At 60.4% G+C, this 14,561-nt stretch carries 14 protein-coding genes; 4 read left to right on the plus strand and 10 right to left on the minus strand.

The features are described from left to right. Positions 1-90 precede the first annotated feature (90 nt). Positions 91-1,848 carry a bifunctional isocitrate dehydrogenase kinase/phosphatase gene (aceK, locus tag ACFOW7_RS10320; RefSeq protein ID WP_378163829.1) on the minus strand — a complete coding sequence of 586 codons (1,758 nt, stop codon included), beginning with the start codon at positions 1,846-1,848 and terminating at the stop codon, positions 91-93. A 66-nt stretch (positions 1,849-1,914) separates the two neighbouring features. After that, the gene (locus ACFOW7_RS10325; RefSeq protein ID WP_378163831.1) at positions 1,915-2,508 is read right to left on the minus strand and encodes a pseudouridine synthase; all 594 of its coding nucleotides are present in this window, start codon (positions 2,506-2,508) and stop codon (positions 1,915-1,917) included. A gap of 158 nt (positions 2,509-2,666) precedes the next feature. Here ACFOW7_RS10325 and icd point away from each other — a divergent pair, with 158 nt between their 5' ends. Continuing rightward, complete coding sequence (icd, locus tag ACFOW7_RS10330) at positions 2,667-3,914, plus strand: NADP-dependent isocitrate dehydrogenase (protein WP_378163833.1); 1,248 nt, start codon at positions 2,667-2,669, stop codon at positions 3,912-3,914. Between the two features lie 93 nt (positions 3,915-4,007). On the opposite strand, the gene ACFOW7_RS10335 is transcribed toward icd, so the two are convergent. After that, entirely contained in the window at positions 4,008-4,211 is a 204-nt protein-coding gene (locus tag ACFOW7_RS10335; RefSeq protein ID WP_378163835.1) for a cold-shock protein, read from the minus strand. A gap of 286 nt (positions 4,212-4,497) precedes the next feature. Between ACFOW7_RS10335 and clpS the strand changes: the two genes are divergently transcribed. Together clpS and clpA are read left to right on the plus strand one after the other, a co-directional pair. Continuing rightward, the gene (gene clpS / locus ACFOW7_RS10340) at positions 4,498-4,806 is read left to right on the plus strand and encodes an ATP-dependent Clp protease adapter ClpS (protein WP_378163837.1); all 309 of its coding nucleotides are present in this window, start codon (positions 4,498-4,500) and stop codon (positions 4,804-4,806) included. Continuing rightward, complete coding sequence (gene clpA / locus ACFOW7_RS10345; protein ID WP_378163840.1) at positions 4,806-7,076, plus strand: ATP-dependent Clp protease ATP-binding subunit ClpA; 2,271 nt, start codon at positions 4,806-4,808, stop codon at positions 7,074-7,076. Before clpS ends, clpA begins: the two co-directional genes overlap by 1 nt. 293 nt (positions 7,077-7,369) lie before the next feature. Here clpA and xerD read toward each other — a convergent pair whose 3' ends face one another. From xerD to ffh, 7 genes are all read right to left on the minus strand, one after another. Continuing rightward, on the minus strand, positions 7,370-8,338 hold the full coding sequence (gene xerD, locus ACFOW7_RS10350) for a site-specific tyrosine recombinase XerD (protein ID WP_378163842.1): 969 nt from the start codon (positions 8,336-8,338) through the stop codon (positions 7,370-7,372). Between the two features lie 302 nt (positions 8,339-8,640). Continuing rightward, positions 8,641-9,018, minus strand: a complete 378-nt coding sequence (gene rplS / locus ACFOW7_RS10355) for a 50S ribosomal protein L19 (protein ID WP_378163844.1) — start codon at positions 9,016-9,018, stop codon at positions 8,641-8,643. 5 nt (positions 9,019-9,023) lie between these two features. Continuing rightward, on the minus strand, positions 9,024-9,809 hold the full coding sequence (gene trmD, locus ACFOW7_RS10360) for a tRNA (guanosine(37)-N1)-methyltransferase TrmD (RefSeq protein ID WP_378163846.1): 786 nt from the start codon (positions 9,807-9,809) through the stop codon (positions 9,024-9,026). A 3-nt stretch (positions 9,810-9,812) separates the two neighbouring features. Then, entirely contained in the window at positions 9,813-10,295 is a 483-nt protein-coding gene (gene rimM, locus ACFOW7_RS10365; protein ID WP_378163848.1) for a ribosome maturation factor RimM, read from the minus strand. A gap of 98 nt (positions 10,296-10,393) precedes the next feature. Further along, a complete protein-coding gene (rpsP, locus tag ACFOW7_RS10370) occupies positions 10,394-10,642 on the minus strand; it encodes a 30S ribosomal protein S16 (RefSeq protein ID WP_378163850.1) in 249 nt (82 codons plus the stop codon). A 117-nt stretch (positions 10,643-10,759) separates the two neighbouring features. Further along, positions 10,760-11,953: a DUF805 domain-containing protein gene (locus ACFOW7_RS10375; RefSeq protein WP_378163852.1), complete on the minus strand. Its 1,194-nt coding sequence runs from the start codon at positions 11,951-11,953 to the stop codon at positions 10,760-10,762. A gap of 147 nt (positions 11,954-12,100) precedes the next feature. Beyond that, entirely contained in the window at positions 12,101-13,453 is a 1,353-nt protein-coding gene (gene ffh / locus ACFOW7_RS10380; protein ID WP_378163855.1) for a signal recognition particle protein, read from the minus strand. 132 nt (positions 13,454-13,585) lie between these two features. Here ffh and ACFOW7_RS10385 point away from each other — a divergent pair, with 132 nt between their 5' ends. Beyond that, positions 13,586-14,398 carry a cytochrome C assembly family protein gene (locus tag ACFOW7_RS10385; protein WP_378163857.1) on the plus strand — a complete coding sequence of 271 codons (813 nt, stop codon included), beginning with the start codon at positions 13,586-13,588 and terminating at the stop codon, positions 14,396-14,398. Positions 14,399-14,561: the final 163 nt, after the last annotated feature.

Raw genomic sequence — 14,561 nt, forward strand, 5'->3', positions numbered from 1 at the left:
GGAGAGAAGGAAGTTGCGGATAATATTTTCCAAGATCAATATTGTCCGCCCTCTTATTTGCAGTCTTTTTACAGGTATTTTTCCATTTGCCTAGTCGGCGCTCTCCGGGAACAGATGGGCAAAGCGCAGGGACTCGGGATAGGGGAAAAAGTCCTCGACATGGCCGCGGGCGATCCGGCTCTGCCGCTCGCGCCAGAACTCGGCCGACAGCAAGTCGGCATGGTGGTGCATGAACACGCGGCGGATCGCCGGCGGGCCGAGCAGGAAGCGGCCGAACTCTTCGGGAAACACATCGTTTCTGGCGATCGGGTACCACGGCTCGGCCGCCATCTCCATCTCGGGCGTCGGCGCTTCGGGAATCGTGCGGAAATGGCAGTCGGTCATGTACTCGATCTCGTCGTAGTCGTAGAACACGACCCGGCCGTAGCGCGTAATGCCGAAGTTCTTGAACAGCATATCGCCCGGAAAGATATTGGCCGAGGCAAGTTCGCGGATCGCGTTGCCGTATTCCCAGACCGCATGCTCGAGCTGTACCGGCGTGGCCCGATTGAGGAACAGATTGAGCGGCTCCATCCGCCGTTCGATATAGAGATGCTTGATCACGACGGTGTCGTCTTCCTCCTCGACCACGCTGGGCGCCAGCTCATGCAATTCGCGCAGCAGCTCGGCGGTGAAGCGGGCCTTGGGCAGGGCGACATTGGAGAATTCCAGCGTATCGGCCATCCGCCCGACCCGGTCGTGCTGCTTCACCAGCAGATATTTGGCCCGGACGATGTCCTTGGTGACTTCCTTGGTGGGCGCGATCTCGTCCTTGATGATCTTGAACACATAGGGAAACGACGGCAGCGTGAACACCAGCATCACCAGACCGCGGATCCCGGGCGCCACGATGAAGTCGTCGCGCGAATAGCGCAGATGGGCCATCAGATCGCGATAGAACACCGTCTTGCCCTGCTTTTGCAGACCCAGCATGGTGTACAGCTCGGCCTTGGACTTGAACGGCATCATGCTGCGCAGAAAGCCGACGTAGGCCGATGGCACTTCCATGTCCACCATGAAGTAGGCGCGGTTGAGCGAGAACAGCACGGCAATGCGACGGATTTCCAGCAGCACCGTATCGAGATAGAGCCGGCCGTCGTCGTCGTGCAGCACCGGCACGGCAAACGGGTATTCATGGGCACCGTTGACCGCCTTGCCGATGATATAGGCGGCCTTGTTGCGATAGAACGCCGAGGACAGCACCTGAATCTGGAAATTGGCCGCGACTTCGGGCCAGCCTTGCAGATGGCGCCGCACCGCTTCGATCACATAGCCGATATCGCGCTTCAGATCGGCAAAGCGGCGACGCCAGCCGAAGTCGTGCACGATCTGGAACAGGGTCTTGACCAGGCCGTTGCTGGCCGGGTAGTAGCTGCGATAGGTGGGTGGGTCCGACTCGATATATTCCGTCGAGACGGCCGGGCGCACGAAGATGAAGTCGTTATGGAAGTAATTGCGGTGCAGGATGCGGCAGAACACCGAATTGAAGAAGGTTTCGGCCAGTTCGGGCTGCTTGTGGTTGATCAGCATCCCGATGAACAGCAGCTTGGCCTGCTGCCAGATCGCATCGTCGAGCCAGTCGGCCTGGAATTCGCTGTGGAGCCGCTCGACGCATTCCTCGACCCGCTCGTCGTAGAAACGGATCCGCTCGCGGGCAGCCTGCTGCACCGCATGCCAGTCACCGGCCTCGAAGCGGTGGCGGGCGGCACTGCTGACCTGACGGAAGATGCGGTAATGCTTGTCAAAGCCCTCGATCAGGGCACGGGCGATGGCAAGCGCGGTCGGATGTTGGCCGGAAGGAATCAGCATGGCGGGCCTGGCAGGAAAGCGAAGGAACCGCCCGACCTTACCCGAAAGCCCGCCGCAGCCGCCAGTTCAGCGCCGGGGCCGTTGCGGACGCGCGACGGCAGGCATCGGCCGGCGCGACAGCTCGACCTCGAGCCGGCGCATCTGGCCCGGCTCCAGTCCATCGAGCTGCCAATCGCCGATCCGGACCCGCACCAGCCGCAAGGTCGGCAGGCCAACCTTGGCCGTCATGCGGCGCACCTGCCGATTCTTGCCTTCACGAATGGTCAGCTCGATCCAACTATCGGGAATCGATTTGCGCACCCGTATCGGTGGCTGGCGCGGCCATAGTGCCGGCGGCGCCATCAGCCGTACCTCGGCCGGCAGGGTATGGAAGTCACCCAGATCGACCCCCCGGCGCAGCGCTTCGAGCGCCGCCTCATCGGGCACGCCTTCGACCTGGACCCAGTAGGTCTTGGGCAGCTTGTGGCGCGGATCGGCGATCCGGGCCTGCAAGGGGCCGTGGTCGGTGAGCAGCAGCAATCCTTCGGAATCGGTGTCGAGCCGGCCGGCCGGATAGAAGCCGGGCGCCTCGATATAGCTCGACAGGGTGGGATGAAGCGGATGGTCGGAAAACTGGCAGATCACGCCATAGGGCTTGTTGAACAGGAGGAGTTCGGGCATGGCGGGCAACTGGCGACGAAACGGTATTTCCCGGATAATAACAAGGTTCGGCGCGCCGCCAGCCAGCGGGCGCCCCGATTTCCAGAAAAAGCAGCGCGAGCCGTCCGTCCGGACGGCTCGCTGTTCTCCCCAAGCACATCCTCGTCCACGGAGTAGGCATGAGCACCCAATCCCACATCAAGATCCCCGCCAGCGGCCAGAAAATCATCCCGGGCCAAGCGATTCCCGACCAGCCGATCATTCCGTACATCGAAGGTGACGGCATCGGCATCGATATCACGCCGGTGATGAAGAAAGTGGTCGACGCCGCGGTCGAGAAGGCTTACGGCGGCGTCAAGAAGATCCACTGGATGGAGATCTACGCCGGCGAGAAATCGACCAAGGTCTACGGCAGCGACGTCTGGCTGCCCGAAGAGACCATGGCCGCCCTCAAAGACTACGTCGTGTCGATCAAGGGCCCGATGACCACCCCGGTCGGCGGCGGTATCCGTTCGCTCAACGTGGCACTGCGCCAGGAACTCGACCTCTACGTCTGCCTTCGCCCGGTGCGCTACTTCCAGGGCGTGCCCTCGCCGCTGAAGCAGCCTGAGCTGACCGATATGGTGATCTTCCGTGAGAACACCGAAGACATCTACGCCGGTATCGAATGGGCCGCCGAATCCGAAGGCGCCAAGAAGGTGATCAACTTCCTGCAAACCGAAATGGGCGTGAAGAAGATCCGCTTCCCGGGCACCAGCGGCATCGGCATCAAGCCGGTTTCGCGCGAAGGCACCGAACGCCTGGTGCGCAAGGCCATCCAGTACGCCATCGACAACGATCGCAAGTCGGTCACGCTGGTGCACAAGGGCAATATCATGAAGTTCACCGAAGGTGGCTTCCGTGATTGGGGCTATGAGCTGGCCAAGAACGAATTCGGCGCCCAACTGATCGACAACGGTCCGTGGTGCAAATTCGTCAATCCCAAGACCGGTCGCGAGATCGTGGTCAAGGATGCGATCGCCGACGCCTTCTTGCAGCAGATCCTGCTGCGTCCGGCTGAATACGATGTGATCGCCACCCTGAACCTCAACGGTGACTATATCTCCGACGCGCTGGCAGCCCAGGTGGGCGGCATCGGCATCGCCCCGGGTGCCAACCTGAGCGACAACGTCGCCATGTTCGAAGCCACCCACGGCACCGCGCCCAAGTACGCCGGTCAGGACAAGGTCAATCCCGGTTCGCTGATCCTGTCGGCCGAAATGATGCTGCGCCATCTGGGTTGGGCCGAAGCGGCCGATCTGATCATCAAGGGCATGGAAGCCGCGATCGCCGACAAGCAAGTCACCTATGACTTCGCCCGTCTGATGGACGGCGCCAATGAGGTCAGCTGCTCGGCCTTCGGCGATGCCATGATCGCTCGCATGTAATAACACTACGTCCGGGTCATTGCCCGGGCGTAGTCGTCATCAAAAAGAAAAACCCCGTGCGATGCGGGGTTTTTCTTTCCAATCCAGGCAGATTTAGGCCGACTGGATATTGGAGGCTTGCTTGCCCTTCGGACCTTGGGTGACGTCGAACGACACTTTCTGGCCTTCCTTGAGGGTCTTGAAGCCGCTCATATTGATGGCCGAGAAATGGGCGAACAGGTCTTCGCCGCCGTCATCCGGCGTGATGAAGCCATAGCCCTTGGAATCGTTGAACCACTTGACGGTACCAGTTGCCATCGTTGTTTCCTCTAATCGTGTTGCAGTGTTGGGGGCGAACCCCGCTTTTGTTATGGTTCCATGCTCGCAAGACTGGCAACTCGGGTACTGCGTCATGTCCGTACAGCCTACCGCCGGTACTGCAAGTTGAAGCCAAACGCGGCTATTTACGTTGTTTTCAAACTGAGCGTCAAGCAAAGGGCCATGGCCAGCCACAGCTGTAGGAGAAATACGTCACTTGAAAAAGCTCCCCGACGCGCCAAAATTACGGTACGGTAGCAAGCGCTCTTATTAACGCTTCAGGACTATGGCCACCCAGCACGACGATGGCGTTGAACTCGCCAAATCGCCCACCCGCGTCAAACCGCCGCCGCTCTACAAAGTGCTTTTGTTGAACGACGACTATACGCCGATGGACTTCGTGGTAATTGTCCTCCAACAGTTTTTCAGCCTGGACCGTGAACGAGCCACTCGGGTAATGCTCAAAGTCCATACTGAAGGCAAGGGCGTCTGTGGTGTCTTCCCTAAAGACATCGCCGCCACCAAGGTCGCGCAAGTGACCGACTTTTCGCGGCAGCACCAGCATCCGCTGCAATGTGTCATGGAGGAAAACTGATGATCGCCCAGGAACTCGAAGTCAGCCTGCATATGGCGTTCATGGAAGCAAGGCAGAAACGCCATGAGTACATTACGGTGGAACACCTGCTGCTTGCCATGTTAGACAATCCGAGCGCCGCTGAGGTACTGCGTGCCTGTGGCGCCAATATCGAGCAGCTCCGCAAGGAACTCACCGATTTCGTCGCCGAGCACACCCCTCTGGTGGCCGGCACCGGCGAAGTCGAAACCCAGCCCACCATCGGCTTTCAGCGCGTTATCCAGCGCGCCATCCTGCATGTGCAGTCTTCGGGCAAGAAGGAAGTCACCGGCGCCAATGTGCTGGTAGCAATCTTCGGCGAGAAGGATTCACACGCGGTGTATTTCCTGCACCAGCAGGGCATCACCCGGCTTGATGTGGTCAACTACATCTCACATGGCATCAGCAAGGTGTCGCCGCAGCAGACCAATCACAGCACGCCCAAACACGAACACGAGCACGAGAACGAGAACAGCGAAAGCGGTCACGGCGCGCTCGAAAGTTTCACCCAGAACCTCAACCAATCGGCCCTGCAAGGCCGGATCGACCCGCTGATCGGCCGCGATGCCGAGCTGGAACGGGTGATTCAGGTCCTGTGCCGCCGTCGCAAGAACAATCCGCTGCTGGTCGGCGAAGCCGGCGTGGGCAAGACCGCCATTGCCGAAGGGCTGGCCAAACGGATCATCGATGGCGAAGTGCCCGATATCCTCGCTGATGCCACCGTCTATGCACTCGATATGGGCGCTCTGCTGGCCGGCACTAAATACCGCGGCGATTTCGAGCAGCGGCTGAAAGCCGTGATCAAGCAGCTCTCCGAAGACCGCAACGCAATCCTGTTTATCGACGAGATCCATACGGTCGTCGGTGCAGGTGCCGCGTCAGGCGGTACGCTCGATGCCTCCAACCTGTTGAAGCCCGCCTTGTCCAACGGCTCGCTCAAATGTATCGGTGCCACCACCTATACCGAGTTTCGCGGCATCTTCGAGAAAGACAATGCCCTGTCACGTCGCTTCCAGAAGATCGATGTGGCCGAGCCGTCGATCGAGCAGACAGTGGAAATCCTCAAGGGCCTCAAGTCACGCTTTGAAGAGCATCACGGCGTCAAATACACCGCTGCCGCACTCGCCACCGCAGCCGAGCTGTCGGCTAAATATATCAATGATCGTCATCTGCCCGACAAAGCCATCGACGTCATCGATGAGGCAGGCGCTGCACAAAAGATTCTGCCAAAGTCTCGCCAGAAGAAAACCATTGGTAAAGGCGAAGTGGAAGAAATAGTCGCCAAGATTGCGCGCATTCCACCGAAGAACGTCTCGTCCAATGACCGCGATGCACTCAAGACGCTCGATCGCGATCTGAAGAACGTGGTGTTTGGTCAGGATAAGGCCATCGATGCGCTGGCTGCCGCCATCAAGATGGCACGGTCTGGGCTTGGCAATCCGCAAAAGCCGATCGGCTCCTTCCTGTTCTCCGGCCCAACCGGGGTCGGCAAGACCGAAGTGGCACGTCAGCTTGCCTATGTGCTCGGCATCGAGCTGATCCGCTTCGATATGTCGGAATATATGGAGCGCCACGCCGTTAGCCGCCTGATCGGCGCCCCCCCCGGCTATGTCGGCTTCGACCAGGGCGGCCTGCTGACCGAGGCGATCACCAAGCATCCTTATGCAGTGCTGCTGCTTGATGAGATCGAGAAGGCCCATCCCGATATCTTCAATGTGCTGCTGCAAGTGATGGACCACGGCACCCTGACCGACAACAACGGGCGCAAGGCCGACTTCCGCAACGTCATTATCGTGATGACCACCAACGCAGGTGCCGAGGCCCTCAACAAGACCAGCATCGGCTTTACCTTCAATAAGTCGGTGGGCGACGAGATGGCCGAGATCAAGCGGCTGTTCACCCCGGAATTCCGCAACCGTCTCGACGCCATCGTCTCGTTCGCGGCGCTCGATCAGGAAATCATCCTCCAGGTGGTGGACAAGTTCCTGCTGCAACTCGAAGCCCAACTGCACGACAAGAAGGTCGAGGCCCACTTCACCCCGGCGCTCAAGGCTTTCCTGGCCAAGAAGGGGTTCGACCCGCTGATGGGCGCGCGGCCGATGTCGCGCCTGATCCAGGACACCATCCGCAAGGCTCTGGCCGACGAGCTGCTGTTCGGCCGGCTGGCAAGCGGTGGCGAAGTCACCATCGACATTGACGACAAGGACCAGATCCTGCTCGATATCAAGGAAACTGCCGCCGAACCGGCCTGAACCTGCTGAGGTTCTCACTGAAAAACCCCGCTCCGGCGGGGTTTTTTATTGACTGGTGCCTTCCCCTTCAAGTCGGAATCACTAGTAATGCTGCTTGGTCGGCCTGCACCGGACACTCCGTGTCCGGCTCCACTGACTCCAAGTTTTCAGAAATGCTCCAGCAAGCTTCCTGCTCCGAGGTCATCGGCGACTCCCGAGCAAAGGCTTATGAGAAACACAAGGCGGATAGGCTGCCGCCGCCAGCCCGACAATCTCCTCCGCTCAGCACGCGGACAGCTGGAGCGATACAAACGCTACCCACGCGGATGATGTTCGGCATGCAGGCGTTGCAGCCGCTCCTTGGCCACATGGGTGTAGATCTGGGTGGTGGAGATGTCGGCATGGCCCAGCAGCAACTGCACGACCCGCAGATCGGCCCCATGATTGACCAGATGGGTGGCAAAAGCATGCCGCAGCACATGCGGGCTCAGCCGCTCAGCCGCAATGCCAGCCTGGCCGGCGTAGCGTTTGACGATAAACCAGAAGCCCTGCCGGGTCATCGCTTCGCCGTGGTGATTGAGAAAGGCGGCGGTATCGGTCCGCCCGCCCGATAACAGCGGCCGAGCCTGTTCCAGATAACGCTGGCACCATAGCTGTGCCGGCTCGCCCATCGGCGTCAGCCGGGTCTTGTCACCCTTGCCCTGCTCGATCCGCACCACGCCTTCACGCCAGCCGAGCGCCACCTGGGGCAGCGTCACCAGTTCCGACACCCGCAGCCCCGTGGCATACATCAATTCAAGCATGGCACGGTCGCGCAGGCCCAAGGGGGTGCTGACATCGGGCGCGGCCAGCAGCGCCTCGACCTCGGCTTCCGACAAGGTCTTGGGCAAGGGTCTTACCAGTTTGGGGTTGTACAGGTCGGCGCTGGGATCGATGGGCAGCACATGCTGCTCTACCCAGAAACGGTAATAGCGGCGCAGGGCCGCCAGCAGCCGGGCACGCGAGGCGGCGTTCTTGCCGCGTTTGAGTGGAGGCAGTGCTCGCTTGTCCGATTCGGACAAGCCTTGGCTTGCCTGATAGTCGTGTGCCAGCGTGGCCAGATAGTCGCGGATATGGTCGGCACTGGCCAGGAAGCTATCGAGCCGGCGCTCGGCCAGCCAACCACACCATTGCACCAGATCGCGCCGGTAATTGCTCGCGGTATGCTCGGCCAGACCGTCGGAGAGCCAGACCGCGTCAAGAAAATAGTCGATCCGGGCAGAATCGTTGTCGGGCGGCGTCATCGCTGTGGACCTGAAACGGAAACAGCAAAATTATATGTCCTGCCCTGTATAGAGCGGGGGCTGTTTTGCTGTCAGCGGCCAGCTTTACCAGACAGCGGCTGTGGAGGCGGAGAAAAGAGAGGACGACAGAGGAGAGAGTGGAGGCTAAGGCAGATAGAAAATTTTATGCAAAACATCTGCAAACATTGTAGAGATAAGTATCAAAAAATATAAAAATCAGGCCTTCACACAATTACTCACCCCAACCCTCCGGACAATAAAAAACGCGGGCCGCAGCCCGCGTTTCATTACCGCACAACCAATTATTCTGCTGCGGCAGCCTTGCGGGCCGGCAGTTTTTCCTTGATACGAGCCGACTTGCCCGAACGCTCGCGCAGGTAGTACAGCTTGGCGCGACGCACATCGCCGCGACGCTTCACTTCGATGGCGGCCACCAGCGGCGAGTAGGTCTGGAAGGTACGCTCAACGCCTTCGCCCGACGAGATCTTGCGGACGATGAACGAGCTGTTGAGGCCGCGATTACGCTTGGCGATCACCACGCCTTCGTAGGCTTGCAGACGCTCACGGTTGCCTTCCTTCACCTTGACGCTCACCACCACGGTGTCGCCCGGGGCGAATTCGGGGATGGTCTTGCCCAGACGGGCGATTTCTTCCTGTTCCAGCTTAGCGATAAGATCCATGCTGATTAGCTCCGTTGTGAGGCTTGTTCCTTCGGGTCGGCTTGGCTGGATTCAGCCTGGAATTCCGCCAGAAGACGAGCCTCCTCTTTTGTCAGCTGGCGCTCACTCAGCAGATCGGGGCGACGCAACCAAGTGCGACCCAGGGACTGCTTCAGACGCCAGCGCCTGATTGCGGCATGGTTGCCGGACAGTAGGATGTCCGGCACGGGCATGTCGCGGTAAACCTCGGGACGGGTGTAATGCGGGCAATCGAGCAACCCATCCACGAAACTGTCTTCCTGCGCCGACAGGGCGTCGTTGAGCACCCCCGGCAATTGCCGCACGATCGCATCGATCAGCACCATCGCCGGCAGTTCGCCGCCCGACAGCACATAATCGCCGATCGATACCTCTTCATCGACCTGACGCACCAACAGACGCTCATCCACGCCTTCGTAGCGTCCGGCCAGCAGCACCAATCCAGGTTCAGCAGCCAGCCGCATCACTGTGGCATGGGTCAGCGGCGCGCCTTGCGGCGACAGATAGACCACGCGTGAAGTCGGCACCCCGGCCTCACGCTGCGCCGCCTTGGCAGCCTCGATGGCTGCTTCGAGCGGGCCAGGCAGCATTACCATGCCCGGACCACCGCCATAGGGACGGTCGTCTACGGTACGGTAATTGTCGTCGGCATAATCGCGCGGATACCAGGTCGCCAGACTGAAACGCCCCTGCTCCAGCGCCCGCCGGCTGACGCCGTGTTCGGAGATCGCCGCGAACATCGCGGGAAACAGGGTGACGACGTCGAAACGCACGATCTAGTAGTCCAGACCCCAGTCGACCTTGATCTTGCCCGCCGCCAGATCGACGTCGAGCACAACCGTGGCAACAAAGGGCAACAGTCGCTCGATCGAGCCGTCGCGAACCACCAGCACATCGTTGGCGCCGGTTTCGAACAGCTTGTCCACCCGGCCAAGGCTTTCGCCGGCCAGATTGACCACTTCCAGGCCAATCAGATCGGCCCAGTAATATTCGCCTTCCTCGGCAGCCGGCATGGCAGAACGCGGCACGGCAATCGTCATGCCTTTGAGCGCAAACGCTGCATCGCGGTCATTGATACCGCTTAGCTTGGCGATCACATTCTTGGGCTGGAGACCGGCCTCTTCGAGTTCGAAGGCTTGCCATTGGCCATCACGGCCAAGCCACCAGGTCGAATAATCGAACAGGCTGTCGGCGTATTCGGTATCGGCCACGACCTTGACCCAGCCCTGGACGCCGAATGCCGCAGCGATGTAACCCATAGGAACGAGGTCCACCGGCACTGCATTGGGGGTTGCTCGTTGGGCAGTCATCGCTTGGAAGGAATATCAGTTAGATAAATCAACACCGACGCCAGCAATTAGGCAACGGCGGGAACGCGCTTGACCAGCTTCTTGACGCTGTCAGCGAGTTGGGCGCCTTGGCCAACCCAGTGGTTCAGGCGGTCCATAGCGATACGCACGCCTTCTTCGCCATCCTTGGCCAGCGGGTTGTAGAAACCGACGCGCTCGATAAAGCGGCCGTCACGACGGCAACGCTTGTCGGTCACGATGATGTTGTAGAAGGGGCTATCCTTGGCGCCGCCACGGGCAAGACGAATCACGACCATTGTTGAGCTCTTCCTAAAAGAGAATGCGGTTGTGCGGAAAAAGGCCGAGATTTTAGCGCCGCGCGCTGCGCGGAGCAAGAAAATCTTGTAACTCAAGCGATTAGGGTTGCGTAGCGCTTATTCTTCGCTGTCTTCGATGACCACCTCGCCAGCAGGCGCTGGGGCGCCGTTCATCTGCTGGTTGACCAGGACCTCGGCTTCGGGCCGCGTCATCCCCTGTTTGACCAACTCCTCGACTGCCGCCTCGCGCGCTTCCTGCTGCTGCTCAGGCGTCAGCTGCTGGAAATGCTTGCCGATCAAGGGCAGGACTGCACTCACTGCCACCACACTCAGAAAGATCGCCAGCACCGGTGCCACCGCCGCGCCGACCATCACGGCCGGCGTATTGACGTCAGGCGGCAGGCCATAGTCGTTTTCCTTCTCATTGCCGGGCCAGAACAGCAGCACCAAATACGGTACCAGACCTATATAAGGAAGCAGCAGGGTCAGGCTCCACCAACCGCTGAAGCCGATATCGTGCAGCCGATGGGCGGTCATACGCAGAGACAGATAGGTCAGGGCGACCCATCCGATGCCAAACAGCAGCAGAAACGAGGCCGCGCTACCGAACAGCGCCTGCTGCCAGGCGATCAGCGCCAGCGGGACCATCACCGCCGCCAGCGCGACAAAACCATAGGTCCAGTAACGTACCCGGCCGATCCGGCCATCGAAGCTCCAGCCCAGCGGCATTGGCGTGCCCGATTCAATGGTTTCGGCCACGGCACCGATGCGACGCAGCACTTCAGGCGGATTTTCCTGATCGCGCCGCACTTCGAGCTTGGCACGCAGGAAACGCGGCATATCGACCCCACAGCTACGGCACAGCGTCCGCTTGGGCTGGCGCATTCCGCATTGTGGACAATCCACCTCTTCGACCGGCTCCTCGATCAAGGCAGACTGGCTCACCGGAGCGGAAGCTTCCGCGACCGCTGGTGGCGGAGGCGGCTCAGCCTGACGCCAGGGAGGCGGCGGCTCCTCCCGGTCAACCGCGACGGCCGGCCATCGACTATGACCTTCGGTGGCGACCACCGCCTCTTCGAGCGGCTCGACCCGGATCCTCGCCCCCGCCTGGCCCAGCAGTTCGACATAGGTCGAGACCTGACTCACCGGCAGGGACTTCTTGATCGTTACCGGCGAGCCGCTGAACAACCGTTCGGCCTGCTCGGCAGAAATCTTCAGCAGCTCTGCCAAACGCTGCTTGACACCAGCTACTTCATGACCTGGCAGGATTTCGCCAGCGAATACCAGACGTACCTTCCCGTCCCGCGCCATCTCGGTCAATTTTTTCTCCAAAGCAATCAACAGATATTAGAAAACTACAGCCAAGGCACCTTATCAGGTGCCGATCAATACTTCCGTCGTGCTCAGACAAAACCGGGAACACAGGGTCTGAGCACGACGGATAGGGCGATCAACGGTTTACATCCCCGGCAATACGCCACGCATACCCTTGAGCAGCTTGAACATGCCCTTACCCGAGAACTGCTTCATCATCTTCTGCATCTGCTCGAACTGATTCAGCAGCCGGTTCACTTCCTGCACCGACACGCCGGCACCCGCGGCAATACGCCGCTTGCGGCTGGCCTTGAGCAGTTCGGGCTTGCGCCGCTCTTCCGGCGTCATCGAATTGATGATGCCTTCGATCCGCGCCACCGCCTTATCAGCGCCCGCCCCTTCGATTCCCTGCGCCATCTGGCTCAGTTGGCCCGGCAGCTTGTCCATCAGCGCGCCCATGCCGCCCATGCGCTTCATCTGCTGGATCTGCATCTTGAAGTCTTCCAGATCGAAGCCCTTGCCGGCCTTCATCTTCTTGGCGAGCTTTTGCGCTTCTTCGACATCAACGGTTTTTTGCACATCCTCGATCAGCGACAGCACATCGCCCATGCCGAGAATCCGCGAAGCCATCCGCTCGGGATGGAACGGCTCCAGTCCGCCGACCTTCTCGCCCACACCGATAAACTTGATCGGCTTACCGGTGACATGGCGCACCGACAGGGCTGCACCGCCACGGGCGTCGCCGTCCATCTTGGTCAGGATCACCCCGGTCAGCGGCAGGGTTTCATTGAAGGCCTTGGCGGTATTGACCGCATCCTGGCCCTGCATCGCGTCGACCACGAACAAGGTCTCGATCGGATTGAGCCGGGCGTGCAGGGCCTTGATCTCGGCCATCATTGCCTCGTCGATGGCCAGGCGACCGGCCGTATCGACGATCAATACATCAAAGAAATGACGCTTGGCATAGTCGAGAGCCGCCACGGCGATATCGACCGGCGCCTGTGACGGGTCGGAGGCGAACCATTCGACCCCGATCTGGCCTGCCAGCGTCTTCAACTGCTCGATAGCGGCCGGGCGGTAGACGTCGCAACTGACCACCATCACCTTCTTGCGTTGCTCTTCCTTGAGTCGCTTGGCCAGTTTCCCTGTGGTGGTGGTCTTACCGGCGCCTTGCAGACCGGCCATCAGCACGATGGCCGGCGGCACGGCGGCGAGATTGAGGGCGTCGTTCTGCTCGCCCATCAGCTTTTTCAGCTCATCGTGCACCACGCCGATCACGGCCTGACCCGGTGTCAGGCTGCCCATCACCTCTTCGCCGATGGCGCGCTGGCGCACATGGTCGATAAAGGTCTTGACCACCGGGAGCGCCACATCGGCTTCAAGCAGCGCCATGCGCACTTCGCGCATCGCATCTTTGATATTGTCTTCGGTCAGCCGCGCATGACCGCGCAGGGTTTTGACGACTGTCGCCAGCCGGCCGGAAAGATTATCGAACATCGCTGCAACACCCTTTCGGCCGCGCGCCGTGGAAGCGGACGCCGACCCTCGTGTTAGACTGCCACCGTCGCTCCGGCACAAGCCCGGACCGACGCTGATTAAAATCATATAGTTTACCCGAGTTCGCAGGTGATGCCTTCCGCGCCCATCGTAGCCTTTGTCGTCTGGTTCGCCTATCTGCTGCTGGCCGTCTGGCTGCTGCTCGGCCGGCGCCGTCCGCATGCCCGGCCGGACCAACGGCAACGACTGGAGCATCTGCTGCTCGGGCTGCTGCTGGCCCTGCATGCACCGCTGGTGTTCTATCCGCTGCTGGGACCAGTGCCGCACTTCGGCGCCCGCGAAGCACTGACTCAATTGACCTGGCTCGCCACCCTGATCTACTGGTCGGCGGCCTTTCTGATCCGGCTTGAAGGGCTACAGACCATCCTGGTCCCGGTCGCCGCCGCCAGCCTTGGCCTATGCCTGCTGTTGCCACCGGGCCATCCCACGCCTCACCTGGCCCGGCCGCTGACCCAGATGCATTTCGCCATCGCCATGCTGTCCTATGGTTTTCTGGCGGTGGCCGCTGGACTGGCCGTATTGATGCGCCTGGCCGACCGTGCCCTGCATGACCCGGCGCATGGACTATGGCGCCAACTGCCACCCTTGCTGGCGCTCGAGCGGCTGCTGTTCACCACCTTGACCCTGGGCTTTGTGCTGCTGACGGCCACCCTGCTCACCGGTATCTGGTTCGGCGAGCAACTGTTCGGCGCTGTACCGGGGCTGGGACATAAAGCCATCTTCTCCCTGGCAGCCTGGCTGATCTTTGCCGTGTTGCTCTGGGGCCGCCATCGTCATGGCTGGCGCGGCAAACTGGCGGTGAACTGGACCCTGGCCGGCTTTACCGTAATGCTGCTGGCCTATGTCGGCAGCCGTTTCGTGGTGGAAACCCTGTTACGGCGCTAAAATCCGCCAGCACGTCTACCGGCAACCGACTGCCGGCAAGGTTTCGGATATTTTTATAAAACTTTCTAATTCCGATATCTCCCGCTGTGCGTCTTGCACAGATATTTCCTGATTTTTTCTATTTACAACAATCCGCCAAGCGGAGTGTCGTCTTGTCGCGCCC

The sequence above is a fragment of the Chitinimonas lacunae genome (assembly GCF_042650885.1).
Taxonomy (GTDB): Bacteria; Pseudomonadota; Gammaproteobacteria; order Burkholderiales; family Chitinimonadaceae; genus Chitinimonas_A; species Chitinimonas_A lacunae.

What these genes read in the sequence shown, in the direction of transcription:
- rplS (WP_378163844.1), bottom strand. Translation starts at nt 9,018, where the DNA reads ATGGATCTTATCGCTAAGCTGGAACAGGAAGAAATCGCCCGTCTGGGC.
- xerD (WP_378163842.1), bottom strand. Translation starts at nt 8,338, where the DNA reads ATGACGCCGCCCGACAACGATTCTGCCCGGATCGACTATTTTCTTGAC.
- aceK (WP_378163829.1), bottom strand. Translation starts at nt 1,848, where the DNA reads ATGCTGATTCCTTCCGGCCAACATCCGACCGCGCTTGCCATCGCCCGT.
- ACFOW7_RS10325 (WP_378163831.1), bottom strand. Translation starts at nt 2,508, where the DNA reads ATGCCCGAACTCCTCCTGTTCAACAAGCCCTATGGCGTGATCTGCCAG.
- rpsP (WP_378163850.1), bottom strand. Translation starts at nt 10,642, where the DNA reads ATGGTCGTGATTCGTCTTGCCCGTGGCGGCGCCAAGGATAGCCCCTTC.
- ACFOW7_RS10385 (WP_378163857.1), top strand. Translation starts at nt 13,586, where the DNA reads ATGCCTTCCGCGCCCATCGTAGCCTTTGTCGTCTGGTTCGCCTATCTG.
- rimM (WP_378163848.1), bottom strand. Translation starts at nt 10,295, where the DNA reads ATGGGTTACATCGCTGCGGCATTCGGCGTCCAGGGCTGGGTCAAGGTC.
- ACFOW7_RS10375 (WP_378163852.1), bottom strand. Translation starts at nt 11,953, where the DNA reads ATGGCGCGGGACGGGAAGGTACGTCTGGTATTCGCTGGCGAAATCCTG.
- clpS (WP_378163837.1), top strand. Translation starts at nt 4,498, where the DNA reads ATGGCCACCCAGCACGACGATGGCGTTGAACTCGCCAAATCGCCCACC.
- icd (WP_378163833.1), top strand. Translation starts at nt 2,667, where the DNA reads ATGAGCACCCAATCCCACATCAAGATCCCCGCCAGCGGCCAGAAAATC.
- ACFOW7_RS10335 (WP_378163835.1), bottom strand. Translation starts at nt 4,211, where the DNA reads ATGGCAACTGGTACCGTCAAGTGGTTCAACGATTCCAAGGGCTATGGC.
- clpA (WP_378163840.1), top strand. Translation starts at nt 4,806, where the DNA reads ATGATCGCCCAGGAACTCGAAGTCAGCCTGCATATGGCGTTCATGGAA.
- ffh (WP_378163855.1), bottom strand. Translation starts at nt 13,453, where the DNA reads ATGTTCGATAATCTTTCCGGCCGGCTGGCGACAGTCGTCAAAACCCTG.